Raw genomic sequence first — 17836 nt, forward strand, 5'->3', positions numbered from 1 at the left:
GTTTAATCACATGGGCGCATCACCACAAGCACATTTCATGGCGGATTCCAATTTAATCGATTGGTTCGCGGATTTTTTTTGGAATTTTTTTGCATGAAAATAAAAAATCGAGCGTTTCCAAGATTTACGCCCTCAAAATATTTACCTTTACGTAATTCCGAAAAGGTGTAATTTACGATTGGTTAACTCAAAAAACCGGAGCATGAAGCTCATGTTACAGCACCGAATCGTTGCCTTGGTCATGATCGTTTCAGGCGGGATTTCAACTTACGCGCTGCCCTCTTTGGCGGGCGATTTTCATAGTCAGAATTCCTATCGTCACAGTCAATCGCAAGTCAGCTTTTCAACCGACGGCCTGCCGTCCACGCTGCCTGGGGGCACCTATGTCGGAAGCATTTCCGCACTAAGAGTTCGAGGCAACGGCAATTATTTCGCGACTGGCAGCGAAATATCGCCGCAGATTGCCACGACCGGACCCCGTTTATTGCCGGCGCCCAGAGCAAAAATCATTACCGTGAATACCGATAATGCGGATGATGCCTGCGTTTACCAGCACGGTGTCTGCATTATTCGCCCCTGATCAGAGGAAGCGCCAGACGGTGGTCTTCTTCACTTCGCTGTCTTCCAGCGCACGGCTGACGGTAACCTGATAGGTCGCGAGGGCCTCAAGACGCTGTTTCGGCAGGTAGGCCCTGCCTGGATCTCCAACGAGAACGCTGACGCCCCGGTCAGTCAGGTTTATAAACCATGGCACGAGGAGATCCGCAAAGGCCCGGTCGTAAAAGACATCTCCTGCCAGCAGGACATCAGCCTCAATGGCGCGGCCGATCAGATCGGCATGGGTAAAGCCGATATCAACCCCATTCAGGCCTGCATTCATACGAACAGCCGTTTCCGTCCACGGATCTATATCGGCGGCAAGCACGGTCGCAGCGCCGGCCTTTGCAGCAGCTATGGCAACCAACCCGGAGCCGCTGGCAAAATCCACCACACGCTTGCCGCTTACGCTTTCCGTGTGATCGAGCACATAACGGGCAAGACCCTGCCCGCCGGCCCAGGCAAAAGCCCAGAAAGGCGGCGGCAAGCCAATCTGCTCCAGTTCCTCTTCCGTCTTCAGCCAGAGCTCATGCGCTTCGGTCGCGAGATGAAGGGAGAGTTCCGGCACATGAGGCGGATGCATGATGCCGGTATTGTCGAGGATGAAGCGTTCGGGATCGGTCCTCACCGACGCTTCAATCCGGGGATTTCGGAGGATTTGCGAGCCCGCCCATGCGGCAGACCTCAAGATACTCCTCTTCCGTCACCGGCTGCACGGAAAGCCGCATGGAGGTGACAAGCGACATATTCGCCAGCTTCGGATTGGCCTTAACATCCTTTAGCGAAACCGGCTGCGGCATATCGCAGACGGCGCGGATGTCGACACAATCCCACTTCAGATCACCTTCGGCGGTCGAGTCCGGATGCGACAACGCACAGACTTCGACGATGCCGACAACATCCAGTCCCTCATTGGAGTGGTAAAAGAAGCCCTTGTCGCCAATCTTCATGGCGCGCATGTTGTTGCGCGCCTGATAATTGCGCACGCCGGTCCACTCTTCGCCAGCCTCGCCCTTGGCCTTCTGCATCTCCCACGACCATTTGAACGGCTCGGACTTGTAAAGCCAATAATTCGCCATGCCCGCTCAAGCTCCCGGATTGTTGAAGACCCAGTTATAGGGCTTCACGTCCACGCTTTCGAACAGGCCAGCCTTTGCATAGGGATCGGCTTCGGCAAGAGCCTTGGCCGCATCGATATCGGCGGCTTCCACGATGACGAGGCTGCCATTCGGCTTGCCTTCGGCGTCGAGAAAAGGCCCGGCGATCTTCAGCGTGCCCTCGGAATTGAGCCTGTTCAGATGCTCCAGATGCGCCGGGCGCGTTTCCATGCGCACGTTCAGGTGGCCGGGCTTGTCCTTGCAGATAAAAGCGAACAGCATTTTCGTCTCCTTATGCCTTATTCGGTTGTGATGGGCCGTGTCATCAATTGTTGCATGGCGCTCGCCACATCCAGATTTCCGTCGATGATAGCGGCCACCGCTTCGGTAACGGGCATGTCCACGGTGTGACTTTCTCCCAGCCGGGCGGCGACGGCAGCCGCAAAGGCACCCTCTACCAGCCCGCCGGACATGTCCTTACCGTTACCTCGGCCAAGCGCGATGCCGAAACGCAGGTTGCGCGACTGGTGGCTGGTGGCGGTCAGCACCAGATCGCCAAGACCAGAGAGGCCGCGTACCGTATCGGCCTTGCCGCCCATGGCAACGATGAGGCGCGACATTTCGGCAAGCCCGCGCGATATCAGCGCCGCCCGGGCGGAATCGCCGAGGCCCGCGCCTTCAACGATGCCGGCGGCAATGGCGAGGATATTTTTCAGTGCGCCGCCAAGCTGCACGCCGATGCGGTCTGTCGAGGCATAAAGCCGGAAGGTCTTGCCGGAGATCGTAGTCGCAAGCCGCTCGGCTATTGTTGCATCTTCCGCCGCAATCGCCATGGCCGTCGGTAGACCTCGAGCAATATCGGCCGCGAAGCCCGGACCGGAGAGAACCGCGATCGGATGACGGGGCAATTCCGCTTCCAGAAGTTCCGTGAGCAGCCGACCGGAACTCCGGTCGATACCCTTCGCGCAGGTAACGACGATCGAGTCATTAGCCAGATAAGGACGATAATGACGAGCCGCATCGGCATGAGCCTGCGAAGGCATCGCAAAGAGGACGATGCCGGCACTGGTCAGAACATCCGGCTCGGCGGAAAATTCAAGCACATCCGGCAGTTCGACGCCAGGCAGCGCCGCCTCATGTACGCGGTCGCTCCTGAGGTCGGCCATCAGGGATGGATCGCGGCCGATCAGGATCACGTCGTGCCGGTTTTCCAGCGCGATGACGACGGCAAGCGCAGTTCCGAAGGCGCCGGCGCCGATGACGACGATTTTCTCCCGCTGCATCAGGCCTTGGCTCCCCTTTTACCGAAACCGATCAATGTCTCCGCACTGCCGTCGAGCGGCCAGCGCGAGCGCGGCGGGATTTCCAGCGGATCGGCTTCTCGGCCGTCGGCCATTCGCTCCAGCCCGGCCCATGCGATCATGGCTGCATTATCGGTGCAGAGCCGGTGCGGCGGCGCAACGAAACGAAAGCCATGGGTATCGCAAAGCGACTGCAGCGTCTGGCGGATTTGCTGATTGGCCGCAACGCCGCCTGCGACGACCAGGGCACGCTGGGTTTCCATATGCGGAAACTCCTGCTTGAAACGGGCAAGACCACGGCCAATCCGGTCCTTGAGTGTGCGTGAGACCGCTTTCTGGAACGATGCGCAGATATCGGCAATGTCCTGCTCGGACAGCGGCGCGATCGCGGTCGCCGCCTGCCGTACCGCCGTTTTCAGGCCGGAAAAGGAAAAATCGAGCCTGGTCTCGCCGACCATCGGACGAGGAAGCGGAAAGCGGTCGGGATCGCCTTTTGCCGCCGCCTTCTCAACCGCAGGGCCCCCGGGATAGGGCAGGCCGAGAAGTTTCGCGGTCTTGTCGAAGGCCTCGCCGAGCGCATCATCGATGGTGGTGCCCCAGCGCTCATAATCGCCAACGCCACGCACCAGCACCAGCTGAGTATGGCCACCGGACACGAGCAGCATCAGATAGGGAAAAGATAGACCATCGGTGAGGCGCGCCGTCAGTGCATGTCCTTCCAGATGGTTGATCGCATAAAGCGGCTTGCCTGCTGCTTTTGCGATGGCCTTGCCCGTCATCAAGCCCACCAGCAGGCCGCCGATCAGCCCGGGGCCGGAGGTAGCAGCAACGGCATCGACGTCGGCAAGGGTCACGCCTGCCTGCTCCAGCGCTTCTTCCACAAGCGTATCCAGCGCCTCGACATGGGCCCGTGCGGCAATTTCCGGCACCACACCGCCATAGGCGCTGTGTTCCTCAAGCTGCGACAAAACGACGTCGGAGACGATCTCGCCGCGCCCATCTGCATGCCGAACCACAATGGATGCAGCGGTTTCGTCACAGCTTGTCTCTATGCCGAGGATACGAAGAAAGGGGGTCATCACATCTGTTCGTTCATTGCGATTATGCGCGGAGTTGGTCTAAGACAACTCCGGTAACAATGGATAGACGCGGATGCAAACAAAACCTTTCCGAATCGGCACGCGCGGCAGCCCGCTGGCGCTCGCGCAGGCTTATGAGACGCGCAACCGGCTGATGGCGGCGCATGGTCTGCCGGAAGACATGTTCGAAATTGTCGTGCTATCCACCAAGGGCGACCGGATAACCGATCGCGCCTTGTCCGAAATCGGCGGCAAGGGCCTGTTTACCGAAGAACTGGAAAGCCAGCTCCTGTCAGGCGAACTCGATATGGCCGTGCATTCCTCAAAGGACATGCCGACCGTTTTGCCGCAAGGCCTTTATCTGTCCGCCTTCCTGCCGCGTGAAGACATACGCGACGCCTTCATCGGCCGCACCGCGCCGAAGCTGCTCGAACTGCCGCATGGCGCCGTGGTCGGCTCCGCGTCCCTGCGTCGCCAGGCGCTGATCCGTCGCCTGCGGCCGGATCTGAGCGTGATCATTTTTCGCGGTCAGGTCGATACGAGGCTGCGTAAGCTGGAGGAAGGCCAGGCGGACGCGACACTTCTTGCCCTTGCGGGCCTGAAGCGGCTCGGAAAGGACAACGTTCCGACGGAAATTCTTGACCCGAAGGAGTTCCCTCCCGCTCCAGCCCAAGGCGCAATCGGCGTGGAAAGCCGCATCGGCGATACGCGCATGGACGAACTGCTCGCGCCCATAAACGACAGGCCCACTCATGATTCAGTGAGCTGTGAGCGCGCCTTTCTCGCGGCGCTTGACGGTTCCTGCCGCACGCCGATTGCCGGTTATGCCACCTGTGACGGCGAGGAACTGCATTTTTACGGCCTCATCCTCACCCCCGATGGCCAGACGAGCCATGGCATCGAAATCTCCGGCAACCGCAGGGATGCGGCGAGGCTGGGCCAACAGGCCGGCGAAAAGGTACGCGCCAAGGCAGGCAGCAGTTTCTTCGAAGGCTGGGGCTGAGCCAATGCGGATCGTCGTCACCCGGCCGCAGCGTTCGGGCGAAAGGACGGCCGCAAAACTCGAAGCGCTCGGCCACACGCCGGCGCTACTGCCGCTGTTCTATCCCGTCCATCATCACGAGCGCGCCGTCTCGGCGCTGTCGCACCCAATGGCGGCCATCGCCGTGACCAGCGCAGAGGCTTTGCGGGCACTGGAGACATCACGAGACCGGCTGGTTCCCAATCTGTCAAAACCGCTGTTCGCCGTCGGAAGGGCAACGGCTGAAGCGGCGGAAAAAATCGGTTTCAAACACATTCTCACCGCTTCCGGCGATGCCGTAAGTCTGAACGCGCTGGTGACTGAACGCGCGGCCCTGTTTTCCGAGAAAGAACCCCTGCTTTATCTCGCCGGCCGACCCCGTGGCGCCGTCTTCGAGGAAGGCCTTGCCGCCGCCGGCATTGCCTTCAAAACGGTCGACTGTTACGAGATGCTGCCCTGCAACGTTCCTGAAACTGTGCTCGAAACGGCCCTGGTGAAAAACGCGGCGGATGTGGTCCTGCTTTATTCATCGGAAGCGGCGCGGGCATTTTTCCATCATGTATCGACGGAAAAATACGAAAAGGCGTTGGCGAGAACACAATTCATCTGCATCAGCCGCAACGTGTTTTCTCTCGTTCCGGAAATCTTCCGCGTCAACGCCGTTGCTGCCAAAGAGCCGAACGAGGCTGCGATGTTTGAACTTCTGCACCGCAACTCTGGAACCTAATTCGAGCTCGCCTCTTTCCTTTGCCGCCGTCACTGACTAGGTTTAGAGTACTGCAGGCAGAAATGAGGTTGTCATGGTATCGGGAAAGCCGCCACGCCACTCCAAGTCCAAAGCCGAACCGGTCACGATCGACCTGGACGCCAAAGACGTGAAAGCAGTTTCCGCCGACGTGGATGCCGCCGAGACCGACAAAAAGCCCGGTGACAAAACCCCGGAGACCGCAGCGGATTCCGCAGTTTCGGATATCAGATCGGAAGCAACCGCAACAGGCAATGCCGCACCGATATGGGATCAGCCAAAGAGACCCCCTCTCGAGCCCGAGCCCAATGTCGGGAAAGCGGACGCCGTGGCGGCGACACCGAAGGCGGAGAACCTGGATAACGGACAGAAAGCGCCTGTCTCGCCCTCCTCCGCTCCGCCTCAAGCCGATAGTAAATCTTCGACAGGCACCGCCCAGACGACCGCTGCCGCGGCTGCAACAGCAAAGCCTGCCTCCGGATCCACAGCCTCCACCAGCGCATCCGGCGGCGCCACCACGGCAAAGCCTTCGACCGCGACCTCGTCCTCAGGACCGGCAAAGCCCTCCATACCGCAGCGGGTCGAAAGCAAACAGGCGGCGACCTCGGGCCTGATCGCGGCAGGTATCGTCGGCGGCCTTGTGGCGCTCGCCGCCGCCGGCAGCATGCAATATGCAGGCATCCTGCCCTCCTTTAATGCAGGCAAGGCGGGAAGCGAGGAAATCGCTGCCCTTAAAACCGATCTGGACAGCTTGCGCCAGCAGCTTGCCAATGCGCCAGCCTCCGACACCTCGGCGCTGGAACAGCGCATCGCAACCCTTGAAGGCGTGAAGGGGGAGGCCTCGCAGGTCGATGGGCTGTCAGAGAAAATCACCGCCCTCGAAGCGGCTCTCCAGTCGGAACGGTCTGCGCAGACTTCGGCGACAGCGGAACTGACACGCCGTCTCGCTGATGCTGAAGCCAAGATCAACGAGCCGCGCGACGATATCGAAGTCGCCCGCGCTATAGCATCGGCCGCGCTGAAGGCCGCGATCGATCGCGGTGGACCGTTCCTGACGGAACTCGATACCCTGTCCAAGGTAACGCCCGACGATCCGGCCATCGCATCGCTGCAATCCTTCGCCGCAACCGGCGTACCATCACGCTCGGAGCTGATGCAGAAGTTCCCCGATGTCGCCAATGCGATGCTCTCAGCCATAAACCAGCCTGACCCCAATCAGGGCATCATGGAACGCCTGACCGAAAGCGCCTTTTCGCTGGTGAAGGTGCGACCCGTCGGAAACATCGAAGGCGAAACCCCCGAAGCCAGGATCGCACGCGTGGAAAACAAGCTGCGCAATGGCGATCTTCAGGGCGCGGCACTTGAGTGGAACGGTCTTCCGGATGCCGCCAAGACGGCATCCGCTGATTACAAGAAATCTCTGGATGCGCGCGTCGAGGTCGAAAATCTGGTGGGCGGCACGTTGAACCGCGCCATCACCAGCACCGGCAGGCAGGGGTAAGGGCATGACCAGAATTCTGACTTTCGCCGTTATCGTTCTGGCTCTCGGCTTCGGTTTCTCCTGGCTGGCTGACAGGCCGGGCGTCCTTTCCATCGTCTGGCAAGGTCAGCTGATCGAAATGAGCCTGATGGTCGCAGCCTCCATCATCGCGGCGCTCATCGCTGCTGCCATGTTGCTCTGGTGGATCGTCAACGCCGTATGGACTTCGCCTAATGCCGCCCGTCGTTATTTCCGCGCGCGCAAGCGCGACCGCGGTTATCAGGCGCTCTCCACTGGCCTCATCGCCGCTGGCGCTGGCAATGCCATTCTTGCACGGAAGATGACGGCCCGCACGCAGGGACTACTGAGTGCCGATCAGGAGCCGCTAATTCACCTGCTCGATGCACAGGCCGATCTCATCGAAGGCAAATATGATGAGGCGCGCCGTAAGTTCGAGGCCATGGCGCGTGATCCCGAAACGCGTGAACTCGGCCTTCGCGGCCTCTATATCGAGGCACGTCGTCAGGGCGCTTACGAAGCCGCCCAGCAATATGCCGAGGACGCCGCGGAAAAAGCACCCTATCTGCCATGGGCGGCACAGGCGACGCTGGAAAACCGATGCCGCAATGGGCAGTGGGACGATGCCATCCGTCTGCTTGATCAGCAGAAGGCGGCCAGCGTCATCGAACGCGGCGAGGCGGAGCGGCTGAAAGCCGTGCTTCTCACTGCCAAGGCCGGCGAGAAACTGGAAAGCGACCCGGTAGGTGCGCGCGAGGACGCGAAGCACGCTCTCAAGCTTGCAAAAGGCCTCGTGCCGGCAGCGCTTATCGCGGCGAAGTCCTACCTGCGCGAAGACAATCTGCGCAAGGCCGCCGCGATCCTTGAACCCGTCTGGAAAAACGATCCGCATCCGCAGATCGCCGAACTTTACGTACGCGCCCGCAGCGGCGATACCGCCATCGACCGTCTGAAGCGGGCAGAGCGGCTTGAAAGTCTGAAGCCCAACAACATCGAATCCCTGTTTGCCGTGGCGCAGGCGGCGCTCGACGCCAAGGAATTCGCCAAGGCCCGGGCGAAGGCCGAGGCCGCCGCCCGGATCGAGCCGCGCGAAAGCATTTTCCTCTTGATGGCCGATATCGAGGAGGCCGAAACCGGGGATCAGGGCCGTGTGCGCTACTGGATGGCGCAGGCACTGCGCGCGCCGCGTGATCCGGCATGGGTCGCCGACGGTATCGTCTCTGAAAAATGGCTGCCGGTCTCGCCTGTCACGGGTCGTCTCGATGCCTTCGAATGGAAAGCGCCTTTCGGGCAGCTGGAAGGCCCTGTTGAAGATCTGACAATCGAAAACGCGATTGCCGCAGCACCCGCAAGGACCGAACCGACGGTAAAGACGGTCGTCGTGGAAACCGCGCCCGAGACCCGTGCGGAGCCAAAGCGGGCTTCGGCTGAGCCCATAGAGGTAAAACCGAGTGTTTCGGCTCCGACGGAGAAAAAGCCCGTCACGATCGAAGCGCCGGTGGAAACCGAAGCGGCGAATGAAAAGGCCGAAGCAGTGCCCTTTTTCGGCGGTGCGCCAGATGATCCGGGTGTGAAGAAATCCGGCGCGGAAGCCGAACCCAAGACACGGCTCAAACTCTTCTGACGAGCAGGCTATCGATGTTCCAGCAAATACAGTCGTTTATTCAGAACCTCGTCGGCCCGCAGGCAGGTGATTTCAGTCCCGATGATCTGAGGGTGGCGGTAGCCGCCCTCTGTTTTCAGGTCATGGAAGCCGATGGCACCATCTCGAAAAGCGAGCGTGATCGTCTTCGCGAAATTCTGCATGAATATTATCATCTCGACGGCGGCAAGCTTGATGCCCTGCTCGCCGCCGGCCAGGAGGCCGGCAAGGAAGCCGTCGATTATTACCGCTTTACTACCGATATCCGTCGCCACCTGGATGAAGATCAGCGCGTGGAGCTTATTGGCATATTATGGGATATTGTTTACGCTGACGGCGAACGAAGCGAGATGGAAGACCATGTGATCTGGCGTGTCGCGGATCTGCTGGGTGTTTCCGTGCGCGACAGGGTCCTGCAACGTCAGCAGGCCGCCACGAGGTCCGGACCCGCTGAAGAAAGCGAAAACGAAGACGATGCTGTTTGACCCCTCCAGGCAACAGAAACAACAACCTTCGCTGCTCATCGTCCTGCATCAGGAACGCTCCACGCCCGGTCGCGTCGGCCAGATGCTGGTGGAAAAAGGGTATCGTCTCGATGTAAGGCGTCCCGCGCTCGGCGATGACCTGCCGCAGACGCTGGAAAAACACGCCGGAGCCATCATTTTCGGCGGCCCGATGAGCGCCAATGATCCGCATGATTATGTCAAAGCCGAAATCGACTGGCTGAAAGTGCCGCTGAAGGAAAACAAGCCTTTTCTCGGCATCTGTCTCGGTGCGCAGATGTTGTCCAAACATTTGGGCGGCAGGGTGGAAGCCGACAGGGACGGCAAGGTGGAGATTGGCTGGTATCCGCTCCATGCCACCGAACATGGGCGGCTTCTGATGCCGCACTGGCCGAAGATGGTCTATCACTTCCATCGCGAAGGCTTTGAGCTGCCGCGTGGAGCCGAACTTCTGGCATCGGGCGAGACCTACCCCAACCAGGCCTATCGATATGGAAAAAATGCCTGGGGCCTGCAGTTTCACGCCGAACTGACACGTGCCATGATGCATAGCTGGGTGGTGCACGGCGCGCAGCGTTTCGGCATGCCCAATGCCCAGGTGGGCAGCCAGCATCTGGAAGGCCGCATGCTGTTTGATACGCCGCTCAGGGCATGGCTCAGCAATTTTCTCGATCTGGTTTTTGAGGGCAAGGCGCAGCGCTAGAGCATTTCCGGTAAAGATGCGCTGCGGCTTTACGTCCGGATAATCCGTGAAAACAAAAAGTTGGATCGTTTTTGCGCTTCGAAGAAAAGCCAAGACGATCTGAGACCCATCGCTGTCAGTGCGGCGCGTCGAGATTGTCGATCTTGCGCAGCTTGGAAAAGCCGAGCGCCCAGATGACCGCCACGGCGAGCGTGCCAGCCCCGCCGATGACAACGGCTGGAACGGCACCCACAACATGAGCCATGGTACCGGCACGAAACTCACCCAGTTCGTTCGATGCGCCGACGAAGACCATGTTCACCGCGTTCACACGCCCGCGTACCTCATCCGGTGTCCAAAGCGCGATCAACCTTTCTCGCACATAGACCGATACCATGTCCGATGCGCCCATGACTACCAACGCGGCGATGGACAGCCACGCGGTTTGCGAAAGTCCGAAGACCACGGTTGAAACGCCGAAAAGGCCAACGCCAGCGAACATCAGCAGGCCGGCATGGTGACGAATGGGCTTGAATGCCAGAATAACGGCGACGGTGATGGCGCCGATACCGGGCGCCGCGCGCAGAAGCCCGAGGCCCCACGGGCCGAGCGTCAGCACTTCCTTGGCAAAGATCGGCATCAATGCAACCGCGCCACCCAGCAACACCGCGAAGAGATCGAGCGATATTGCACCGAGGACGATCTTTTCCTGCGAGATGAATTTAAACCCGGCGAGCATGGTTTCGAGGCTGATCGCCTTTGCCGGGCCGCGTTGTTCCGGCTTGCGGATCGCCACCGCAAGTCCTGCGGAGACGATAAAAAGCACGAGCGCCACACTGTAGGCAACGGAGGCGCCGAGACCATAAAGCAGGCCGCCGGCAACGGGACCGAGAATGGAGGCCATCTGCCAGGAAGAAGAATTCCAGGCGATGGCGTTCGGCAAATCCTCTACCGGCACGAGATTGGGCGCCAGCGACTGGACCGCCGGTCCCATGAAAGCGCGCTCTATGCCGAAGACGACAAGAATGGCGAATACCGGCCAAGGGGAAAAGCTGTGCGTGAGTGTCAGCGCCAGAAGAGCGACGGCACAGAGCGCCGCAACCATCAGGCATATGGCCATAATACGCCGGCGATTGTGACGGTCGGCAACCGTTCCCGTAACAAGGATCAAAAGAAGGGACGGCAGAAACTGGAAAAGACCGATCAGGCCGAGATAAAAGGCATTGCCGGTCACTTCATACATTTGCCACCCAACCGAAACACTGACGATCTGTATGGCAAAGGCCGAAAAAAACCGGGCGCTGAAGAAACGTCGATAGGATGAATGCCGGAATGCACCGAAACGGTTTTCGGCAGAAGGAAGAGACATCGGCTGGGTGCTCGCGAAGAAAATGTGTGATGGCAATAAAGCGATATGACAGGAATCACCAGCCCTCACCATCGCGATCGCGCAAAGTGTGAGCGGTTTTTGCGTGAAATCCTGCCGCCCGGTTATGAGTTAGACCACGATCACAGCAGGTGGATCTAACCGGTGATGATTACGATTCGGCGCAACACTTGCCGGTTCAGCGACGAATGTCTAAATGTCTTGCAACCAAGATACGGAGATATTGATGCTTGCCCTGTTTCAGACCATCGATCTGGCCTTGAACCTCTATACCTGGGTGCTGATTGGCAGCGCCATTTTTTCATGGCTTTACGCCTTCAACGTCATCAATTCCCGCAACCAGTTCGTGAACGCCATCGGCAGCTTTCTGTTCAATGTCACGGAACCGGTTCTGCGCCCCATCCGTCGCGTTCTGCCCAATCTCGGTGGCATCGACATTTCGCCGATCATCGTGCTCCTGATCATCTTCTTCATCCGCTCCTTCATGTGGAACACGCTGTACCCGATGTTCGCGTGAACGGCTGCTGGCAAAAACACGGTGATCATATCCGGCTCTCCGTTCGCCTCACACCGAATGGCGGGCGGGACGCGATTGATGGCGTGGAGCTGGATGCGGACGGAAACGCGCAGCTAAAGGCCCGGGTCAGCGCCGTGCCGGAAGGCGGTAAGGCGAACAAGGCCCTGACTGTTTTGCTGGCAAAGAAACTTGGCGTACCCAAAACCGCCATCAGCTTCGTTTCGGGCGAAACAGCGCGCAAAAAAATCCTCCGGATCGACACCGACCCGGAGGATTTTGAAGACCGATTCAAGAAGCTTTAGACCAGATCAGCCCTGCGCCTTGTAGCGCTCGATGGCTTCGACGATCAGCTTCTTGGCAACGTCAACATCCTGCCAGCCGCCCATCTTCACCCACTTGCCGGGCTCCAGATCCTTGTAGTGCTCGAAGAAGTGCTCGATCTGCTTCAGCGTGATTTCCGGAAGATCGGTGTAATTATTGACCTTGTCGTAACGACGGGTCAGTTTCGGAACCGGAACCGCCAGAATCTTCTCGTCCTTGCCGCCATCATCTTCCATGATCATCACGCCGATGGGACGAACATTGATGACGCAGCCCGGTACCAGCGGGCGGGTGTTGCAGATGAGAACGTCGATCGGATCGCCATCGTCGGACAGGGTGTGCGGTACGAAACCATAGTTACCCGGATAGGTCATCGGCGTGTAGAGGAAGCGATCAACGATCAGCGCACCGGCATCCTTGTCCATCTCGTACTTGATCGGGTGTCCACCGACCGGCACTTCAACGATAACATTAACGTCTTCCGGCGGATTTTTGCCTACGGAAATTGCATCGATACGCATTCGCTTCCCTCATTCGCGGGTTGGATTTGGTTTTCGATACTGGGAAAGTCTGCGCATTGCAACACGGCTGTGGGCATATAAGGCATAATGGATAAATTGGGTGTCAGCGATGCGGTCACGACCGGACGCGAAACGACAATCCCGGAATTTGCGCCGTCAGTTCCAGACGAAACCGACCTTGCGAAGTGATTTGCCACCGAAATCTTCCATTCCTTCGGCAATGTCGCGCCCGCCATGCGAGCGGAAAAAGCGATTGGCTACATCGCTGTCCTCAAGGCACCAGACGACAATACCGTTGCAGCCAAGCGAGGTCAGCAACCGGCGCGCTTCCGTAAAAAGCAGTGATCCGAGGCCGATGCCCTGATATTCCGGACGGAGATAGAGTTCATAAATTTCGCCGTCATGCGGCAGTCCGCGCGCCCGGCTTAGGCCCAGCGTCGCGTAGCCGGCAACAACGCCCGCCACTTCAACCACCAGCATGGTTGCGGAACCCTTGGTTGCCTTTTTCCACCAGATTTCGCCACGGCGCTCGAGCATCTGCGTCAACGGCCGATGCGGGATAAGCCCGGCATAGGCCTGTTGCCACGACAGACGGTGCGCCTCGGATATGGCGCGCGCATCTTGCGGTTCAGCACGGCGAACATCGATGGATAACGTTTTCATAACGCGATTCTGGCCCCGGCCACTGAAACTTACCAGTCATAAAGGTTAACGCCGGCAAGCTTACCCACAGCCTATTCATGTGGACGACCAGAAAAAATTAACGCATCCTTAACCTTTGGCAAAGCTCCTTTCGACTCATGCACACATAAAAAAGAATGCATAAAAAAACCCGGCGCAAGGCCGGGTTTTCGAAACAGGGATCGAACCGATCAGCTGGCAGCAAGCTTTGCCTTTTCGAAACGCTTGCGGTCATTCGGATCGAGATAGAGCTTGCGAAGACGGATAGACTTCGGCGTGACTTCAACGAGTTCGTCATCCTGAATCCAGGAAAGTGCGCGCTCCAGCGTGAACTTGATCGGGGGGGTGAGCTTCACGGCTTCATCCTTGCCGGCGGCGCGGATGTTGGTGAGCTTCTTGCCCTTCAGCACGTTCACGTCGAGGTCGTTGTCACGGCTGTGAATGCCGATGATCATGCCTGCATAAACCTTCTCACCGGCATCGATGATCATCGGGCCGCGATCTTCGAGGTTGAACAGAGCATAGGCAACAGCTTCGCCCGACTCGTTCGACAGCAGAACGCCGTTGACGCGACCGCCGATCTCGCCCTTGTAAGGCTGGTAGTCGTGGAACAGGCGGTTCATGACGGCCGTACCGCGCGTGTCGGTCAGGAGTTCCGACTGGTAACCGATCAGACCACGGGTCGGCGCGAAGAACACCAGACGGACGCGGTTGCCGCCGGAGGGGCGAAGCTCGACCATTTCGGCCTTGCGCTCGGACATCTTCTGCACGACGACGCCGGAATGCTCCTCATCCACGTCGATGACAACTTCTTCGACCGGCTCCATCAGCTGGCCGTTCTCATCCTTGTGCATGACGACGCGCGGACGCGAAACGGCAAGCTCAAAACCTTCGCGGCGCATGTTTTCGATCAGAACCGCCAGCTGCAATTCGCCACGGCCAGATACGAAGAAGGAATCCTTGTCGGCGGATTCTTCGATCTTCAGCGCAACGTTACCTTCAGCTTCCTTGAACAGACGGTCGCGGATGACGCGGCTCGTCACCTTGTCGCCTTCGGTGCCGGCGAGCGGCGAATCGTTGACGATGAAGGACATGGTAACGGTTGGCGGATCGATCGGCTGCGCCTGCATCGGCTCCATGACGGCAGGGTCACAGAAGGTGTCGGCGACGGTGCCCTTGGAGAGACCTGCGATGGCGACGATGTCGCCTGCATGGGCTTCTTCGATCGAGGTGCGCTCGATGCCACGGAAAGCAAGAATCTTGGAGATGCGGCCGTTTTCAATCAGCTTGCCATCCTGGCCGAGAACCTTGACCGCCTGGTTCGGCTTGATCGAACCGGAAGCGATACGGCCGGTGATGATGCGGCCGAGGAAGTTGTTGGCTTCGAGGATCGTGCCGATCATGCGGAACGGACCTTCTTCGACCTTGGGCTCCGGCACGTGCTTGACGACGAGATCGAGGAGCGGCGCAAGACCTTCATCAGTCGGGCCTTCCGGATTGACGTTCATCCAGCCGGAACGGCCCGAGCCGTAGAGGATCGGGAAGTCGAGCTGCTCGTCGGTTGCATCCAGAGCCGCGAAAAGGTCGAAGACTTCGTTGACGACTTCCTCATGGCGGGCATCCGGACGGTCGATCTTGTTGATGGCGACGATCGGGCGAAGGCCGACCTTCAGCGCCTTGCCAACCACGAACTTCGTCTGCGGCATAGGGCCTTCGGCAGCGTCAACGAGAACGATGGCGCCGTCCACCATCGACAGGATACGCTCGACTTCACCGCCGAAGTCGGCGTGGCCGGGGGTGTCGACGATGTTGATGCGGGTATCTTTCCACTCGATCGAGGTCGCCTTGGCGAGAATGGTGATGCCGCGCTCTTTTTCGATGTCGTTGGAATCCATAACGCGTTCCATCACGCGCTGGTTTTCACGGAACGAACCGGATTGCTTCAGAAGCTCGTCAACAAGCGTCGTTTTTCCATGGTCAACGTGCGCGATGATCGCGATGTTGCGAAGTGCCATTGTTCAAAATCTCTGAGGTTGGGCGCTATATTGATGAGAAACGCCAATTTAGTTTGGCGCGCTCATAACCTTTTTTTTGCAAATGCGAAAGGGGGGCTCATGTCATAAGCCCCCTGCGCTCAGCTTCTAGCTCAGAAATATGACAGTCTCTTATAGGAGACCGCGCTTCGAAAGCATCGCGTCCGGGCTCGGCATCTTGCCGCGGAAGGCGAGATAGGCTTCCTCGGGATCCACGGAACCACCGACGGAGTAGATGTTGTCCTTCAGCCGCCGCGCCATATCGCTATCGAAGGCATTGCCGGTTTCCTCGAAGGCGGAAAAGGCATCGGCATCCAGCACTTCCGACCACATGTAAGAATAATATCCAGCGGAATAACCGTCGCCGGAGAAAACGTGCTGAAAATGCGGTGTCGCATGGCGCATGACGATGGATTTAGGCATGTTGAGCGTTGAAAGAACCTCACCCTGCACGGCCATCGGGTCGTCGACGCTGTCGCGCGTGTGGAACGCCATGTCGACAATCGCCGAAGAGGTAAACTCCACCGTGCTGAAGCCGGCATTGAAGGTCTGTGCGGCCAGAACCTTGTCCAGCAGCGCCTTCGGCATTGCCGCACCAGTTTCATAATGCAGGGCGTATTTTTCCAGGATTTCCGGCACAGTCAGCCAGTGCTCGTAAAGCTGCGAGGGCAATTCGACGAAATCGCACGATACGCCCGTTCCCGACACCGAAGGGTAGGTGACATCGGACAACATGCCATGCAGCGCGTGGCCGAATTCGTGGAAGAGTGTACGCGCATCGTCAAGCGAAAGAAGCGCGGGCTTACCTTCGGCCGGTTTGGCGAAGTTGCAGACATTATAGATGATCGGGATTTCTCCGACCGTACCGTTTTTCAGCGGCAACTTGTGCTGCGATTGGAACGAACTCATCCATGCGCCTGATCGCTTGGAGGGCCGCGCGAAATAATCGCCGAGGAACATGGCCTTCAGATCGCCCTGGTCGTCGCGGATCTCGAAAACCCGGACGTCCGGGTGATAGGCGGCGACACCCTTGACCTCGACGGCACGAATTCCAAACAGCCGCCCGGCCACATCGAAGCAGGCTTCAATGATCTTTTCCAGCTGCAGATAAGGTTTCAGTTCCGCCTCGGAGAAATTGAATTTCTGAGCGCGGAGCTTTTCGGCGTAATGTCGCCAGTCCCATGGCAGAACGTCGTGGTTTTTGCCTTCCGCGGCGATGATGGCGGCAAGCTCAGCCTCCTCCTCACCCGCGCGGCGAACGGCCTTTTCCCAGACCTGCCCCAGAAGGCCGTTCACGGCATCGGGCGTCTTTGCCATCGTGTCGTCAAGCTTATAGGCGGCGAAATTCGCATAACCGAGAAGCTTCGCCTTCTCCTCGCGCAGTTCAAGCGTGCGGCGGACGATCTCTCGATTGTCGGTCTCGCCGCCGTTTTCACCGCGCGCCGCCCATGCCCTGAACGCCTGTTCACGCAGGTCTCGACGTTCGGAAAATGTCAGGAAGGGCTCGATGATGGAACGGGAAAGGGTGACGGCGAACATGCCATCCTCGCCATGCTCACGGGCCGCACCCGCCATTGCGTCGCGCAGAAAACCGGGAATGCCGGCAAGTTCCTCTTCCGTGGAAAGCAAGAGCTTCCAGTTCTTTTCATCCGCCAGTACATTCTGCCCGAACTTTGCACCGAGACCGGCCAGCTCCTCATTGATCGCCGCCAGCCGCTCCTGCCGGTCTTTCGGCAATTTCGCGCCGGAGCGCACGAAACCCTTCCAGTGCCGTTCGAGAACACGGTTTTCCTCACCCGTCAGCCCAAGTGTCTCGCGTTTTTCCCACAAGGTATCGATGCGCTTGAACAGAGCCGCGTTCATGCCGATCTTAGAATAGTGCCGCGACATTTTCGGAGCAATCTCCCGCTCCAGCGCCTGGATCACGCCATTGGTGTTCGCTCCTGCCCTGTTCCAGAACAGCGCCGAAATGCGTGAAAGATCGTCACCCGCGACCTCAAGCGCAGTTACAGTGTTTGCAAATGTCGGCGCCTCAACATTGGCTGCGATCGCATCGATCTCCTGCTCATGGGAACCAAGTGCGGCGTCAAAGGCCGGAGCGAAATCCTCATCCCTGACTGCATCGAATTTTGGCAGACCATTGTGACCGTTCCAGTGAACGAGTGCGGGATAAAGCGCGGTCTCAGATGGCATTTCATGTTCCTCGTACAA

At 58.8% G+C, this 17836-nt stretch carries 19 protein-coding genes; 9 read left to right on the forward strand and 10 right to left on the reverse strand.

Features of this window, described 5'->3' with window-relative positions:
* The first annotated feature begins 211 nt into the window (after positions 1-211).
* On the forward strand, positions 212-580 hold the full coding sequence (locus tag EYD00_RS11310; protein ID WP_004443820.1) for a hypothetical protein: 369 nt from the start codon (positions 212-214) through the stop codon (positions 578-580).
* Here the strand turns inward: EYD00_RS11310 and EYD00_RS11315 are convergent, their stop codons facing one another.
* Genes EYD00_RS11315 through tsaD form a run of 5 tightly spaced genes read right to left on the reverse strand, consistent with a single transcriptional unit; the run spans position 581 to position 4074 of the window.
* Entirely contained in the window at positions 581-1225 is a 645-nt protein-coding gene (locus EYD00_RS11315; RefSeq protein WP_004443822.1) for a class I SAM-dependent methyltransferase, read from the reverse strand.
* Between the two features lie 7 nt (positions 1226-1232).
* Positions 1233-1676, reverse strand: a complete 444-nt coding sequence (locus tag EYD00_RS11320; protein WP_004443825.1) for an EVE domain-containing protein — start codon at positions 1674-1676, stop codon at positions 1233-1235.
* Between the two features lie 6 nt (positions 1677-1682).
* Positions 1683-1976, reverse strand: coding sequence for a YciI-like protein (locus EYD00_RS11325; RefSeq protein WP_004443827.1), 294 nt, complete (start codon positions 1974-1976; stop codon positions 1683-1685).
* 17 nt (positions 1977-1993) lie between these two features.
* Positions 1994-2977 (reverse strand): NAD(P)H-dependent glycerol-3-phosphate dehydrogenase, encoded by a 984-nt coding sequence (locus EYD00_RS11330; RefSeq protein WP_004443833.1) that lies wholly within the window; start codon positions 2975-2977, stop codon positions 1994-1996.
* The gene (tsaD, locus tag EYD00_RS11335; RefSeq protein ID WP_004443835.1) at positions 2977-4074 is read right to left on the reverse strand and encodes a tRNA (adenosine(37)-N6)-threonylcarbamoyltransferase complex transferase subunit TsaD; all 1098 of its coding nucleotides are present in this window, start codon (positions 4072-4074) and stop codon (positions 2977-2979) included. Before tsaD ends, EYD00_RS11330 begins: the two co-directional genes overlap by 1 nt.
* 73 nt (positions 4075-4147) lie before the next feature.
* Here tsaD and hemC point away from each other — a divergent pair, with 73 nt between their 5' ends.
* The 6 genes from hemC (at position 4148) to EYD00_RS11365 (ending at position 10186) form a co-directional block, all read left to right on the forward strand.
* Entirely contained in the window at positions 4148-5077 is a 930-nt protein-coding gene (gene hemC, locus EYD00_RS11340; protein ID WP_004443838.1) for a hydroxymethylbilane synthase, read from the forward strand.
* A 4-nt stretch (positions 5078-5081) separates the two neighbouring features.
* Positions 5082-5822, forward strand: a complete 741-nt coding sequence (locus EYD00_RS11345) for a uroporphyrinogen-III synthase (protein WP_004443839.1) — start codon at positions 5082-5084, stop codon at positions 5820-5822.
* 73 nt (positions 5823-5895) lie between these two features.
* A complete protein-coding gene (locus EYD00_RS11350; RefSeq protein WP_004443840.1) occupies positions 5896-7341 on the forward strand; it encodes a COG4223 family protein in 1446 nt (481 codons plus the stop codon).
* A gap of 4 nt (positions 7342-7345) precedes the next feature.
* Complete coding sequence (locus EYD00_RS11355; RefSeq protein ID WP_004443842.1) at positions 7346-8962, forward strand: heme biosynthesis protein HemY; 1617 nt, start codon at positions 7346-7348, stop codon at positions 8960-8962.
* A gap of 14 nt (positions 8963-8976) precedes the next feature.
* A complete protein-coding gene (locus EYD00_RS11360) occupies positions 8977-9465 on the forward strand; it encodes a tellurite resistance TerB family protein (RefSeq protein ID WP_004443844.1) in 489 nt (162 codons plus the stop codon).
* A complete protein-coding gene (locus tag EYD00_RS11365) occupies positions 9455-10186 on the forward strand; it encodes a glutamine amidotransferase (protein ID WP_004443845.1) in 732 nt (243 codons plus the stop codon). Before EYD00_RS11360 ends, EYD00_RS11365 begins: the two co-directional genes overlap by 11 nt.
* A gap of 115 nt (positions 10187-10301) precedes the next feature.
* On the opposite strand, the gene EYD00_RS11370 is transcribed toward EYD00_RS11365, so the two are convergent.
* Complete coding sequence (locus EYD00_RS11370; RefSeq protein WP_034500086.1) at positions 10302-11534, reverse strand: MFS transporter; 1233 nt, start codon at positions 11532-11534, stop codon at positions 10302-10304.
* A gap of 244 nt (positions 11535-11778) precedes the next feature.
* On the opposite strand from EYD00_RS11370, the gene EYD00_RS25905 reads away from it, so the two are divergent.
* Both EYD00_RS25905 and EYD00_RS25910 read left to right on the forward strand, forming a co-directional pair.
* Entirely contained in the window at positions 11779-12069 is a 291-nt protein-coding gene (locus EYD00_RS25905) for a YggT family protein (RefSeq protein ID WP_004443850.1), read from the forward strand.
* Entirely contained in the window at positions 12066-12371 is a 306-nt protein-coding gene (locus EYD00_RS25910; protein ID WP_004443852.1) for a DUF167 domain-containing protein, read from the forward strand. Before EYD00_RS25905 ends, EYD00_RS25910 begins: the two co-directional genes overlap by 4 nt.
* 6 nt (positions 12372-12377) lie before the next feature.
* On the opposite strand, the gene ppa is transcribed toward EYD00_RS25910, so the two are convergent.
* From ppa to EYD00_RS11400, 4 genes are all read right to left on the reverse strand, one after another.
* Positions 12378-12911, reverse strand: a complete 534-nt coding sequence (ppa, locus tag EYD00_RS11380) for an inorganic diphosphatase (protein ID WP_004443856.1) — start codon at positions 12909-12911, stop codon at positions 12378-12380.
* Between the two features lie 156 nt (positions 12912-13067).
* Positions 13068-13574: a GNAT family N-acetyltransferase gene (locus tag EYD00_RS11390; RefSeq protein ID WP_004443858.1), complete on the reverse strand. Its 507-nt coding sequence runs from the start codon at positions 13572-13574 to the stop codon at positions 13068-13070.
* 209 nt (positions 13575-13783) lie between these two features.
* Complete coding sequence (gene typA, locus EYD00_RS11395; protein WP_004443860.1) at positions 13784-15607, reverse strand: translational GTPase TypA; 1824 nt, start codon at positions 15605-15607, stop codon at positions 13784-13786.
* 150 nt (positions 15608-15757) lie between these two features.
* Complete coding sequence (locus EYD00_RS11400) at positions 15758-17818, reverse strand: M3 family metallopeptidase (RefSeq protein ID WP_004443862.1); 2061 nt, start codon at positions 17816-17818, stop codon at positions 15758-15760.
* Between the last annotated feature and the right edge of the window lie 18 nt (positions 17819-17836).

This window comes from Agrobacterium sp. 33MFTa1.1, from assembly GCF_004328495.1.
Lineage (GTDB): Bacteria > Pseudomonadota > Alphaproteobacteria > Rhizobiales > Rhizobiaceae > Agrobacterium > Agrobacterium pusense.